3 protein-coding genes are annotated in these 1,990 nt (G+C 63.0%); all 3 read left to right on the top strand.

What is annotated here, in order from left to right:
- Window positions 1-814, top strand: an 814-nt coding sequence (locus RMN95_RS09365; protein WP_309616653.1) for an APC family permease, incomplete at its 5' end; no start/stop codon positions are given.
- Window positions 815-902: 88 nt separating this feature from the next.
- Window positions 903-1,382 carry a type II toxin-antitoxin system VapC family toxin gene (locus RMN95_RS09370; RefSeq protein WP_309616654.1) on the top strand — a complete coding sequence of 160 codons (480 nt, stop codon included), beginning with the start codon at window positions 903-905 and terminating at the stop codon, window positions 1,380-1,382.
- A 143-nt stretch (window positions 1,383-1,525) separates the two neighbouring features.
- A complete protein-coding gene (locus RMN95_RS09375) occupies window positions 1,526-1,729 on the top strand; it encodes a hypothetical protein (RefSeq protein WP_309616655.1) in 204 nt (67 codons plus the stop codon).
- Window positions 1,730-1,990 lie beyond the last annotated feature (261 nt).

Raw genomic sequence — 1,990 nt, forward strand, 5'->3', positions numbered from 1 at the left:
CATGTTCTACGGGTTCGAAGCCTGCGGCGATGTCGCCGAAGAGGTCAACGATCCGTCCCGGCGGGTTCCGCGGGCCATGTACCTCACCATCTTCGTCGGTGGCGTTTCCGCGCTGATGTCGTACGCGGGCTACGTCCTTGCCGCCCCAGACCTACAATCCATCGTCAGCGGGGAAGATCTCGACCCCATTCCCGGCATCCTCGAATCGTCGATCGGCATCGTGGGCGCGAAGGTCTTCCTGGTCATTGCGTGCATGGCATTTGTGTCGTGTGTGCTGAGCCTTCAAGCCGCAGCGAGTCGACTGCTGCACTCGTTCGCCCGCGACGGAATGCTTCCCGGAAGTTCCTGGTTGGCCAGGCTCACCCCGCGCACCAAGGTGCCGAGGAACGCCCTGCTCGTAGCGAGCATTATTCCCATGCTGATCTGCGTCGTGGTGTTCATCCGACCGGAATCACTCCTTCAGGTGACCGCGTTTGCCGTTCTCGGCATCTACGTCGCCTTCCAGGCAGTGGTTCTGGCATCCCTCCGCCAGCGCTTCAAGGGATGGATGCCCGCCGGCCCGTTCAACCTCGGCCGCATGGGTATCGTGGTGAACATCGCCGCCCTCGTGTACGGCCTCATCGCCATCTACCTGCTACTCATCCCGGGAGCATCCGGAGACTTCGTCACGGACTACATCGCCTGGATCGGTCTCGGCGTGGTGGTGATCATCGGCGCGCTGTACCTGTTCATCGCACGTCCAGACCGAAAGTCGTCCGCCCCCGACGGCGACGCGATCGAGGTCGCAAACAAAATGCGCGCCCACTCCGGCTGAGGCCGACAGGGCAGCGCGGTGTTCCCGTCGCACGCCTGGTTGGGATCACTGACGCCGATTCGGCGCATTCTGCTGCGAACGCTGCCGTGTGGCTCACGACTCATCCCGTTCCCGCACCTGCGGCGCGCTCGGTGCAGCAACTCGACGAGCAGATCGCCGACGAGCGACGCGGCTGGGAGTGATCTACCTCGACTCCTGCATAGTGATCTATGCCGTCGAAGATGAAGGACCGCGTGGCGCGATGATTCGCCAGCGTCTCGCTGATTCTGGTTCGACCGAGGTCGCCATAAGCCATCTCGTGACGATGGAATGCCTTGTCGGCCCGATGCGCAACGACAATCTGGCCCTGCACGATCACTATTTGCGGGCGCTCGCGCGGTTCACCATGCTCGAACTGGGGCAAGACCAATTTCGTCGGGGTGCCCAACTTCGCGCGGCCCACGGCCTCAGATCACCCGACGCGCTGCACCTCGCCGCCGCCCAGCTGTCGGGCTGCGACGAGGTGTGGACCAACGATGCGCGCCTCACTGCAGCCGCACGCGGTCTCGCGGTAGATGTGCTGGCATAGAGTCCCAGAATTCGCCGCTCAAGGTGGGCGACGCAGCATCTGTCGACCCCCGGACCGGCGCCACCCCGATTGGGGATCGCACTGCCGCAACCCCGCCGGTAGCGTGAAAATCGTCATCATCGGAGATTGGCTTGGGGGATTACATGTTGGAATTTTCATTGGCGGATGGCCTACTTCTGCTGGGCATGCCCATCGCGGCCGCGATAGTGGTCGCCTTGATCTTCGTGCTCATCGCGCGCACCCGGGTCGATTCTTACCTGAGCCCGAGGGCAAGGCTCCGCATGAACGATGACGGCAGCCTCAGCGAGGTAGTCGAGCACGCCTACGAGCACGAGCTCGCCGCGTAACTCAGATTGCGGCGGCCGCTACCCCGACGCTGTGAACTGCAGCGCTAGCCAGGTCGACGAAGCTGTGCGGTGAGCTGTAGCGCGCTGCTATCGTCGAGAAATGTTCACTCAGATCACGCCAGACGTTTCACCGTTGCTCGGCGCCTCAGTAGTCGTCGCCGTACTCTATCCCCTGCTGCTGGCTGGTGCCATCGCTCTGACTATGAGGGTTTTGTACTCGGTCATCTGGCGGGCCGTCCGTCGCGGATTGCGCGAGTTTCA

The sequence above is a fragment of the Salinibacterium sp. genome, from assembly GCF_031364185.1.
Taxonomy (GTDB): Bacteria; Actinomycetota; Actinomycetes; order Actinomycetales; family Microbacteriaceae; genus Rhodoglobus.

What these genes read in the sequence shown, in the direction of transcription:
- RMN95_RS09375 (WP_309616655.1), top strand. Translation starts at nt 1,526, where the DNA reads ATGTTGGAATTTTCATTGGCGGATGGCCTACTTCTGCTGGGCATGCCC.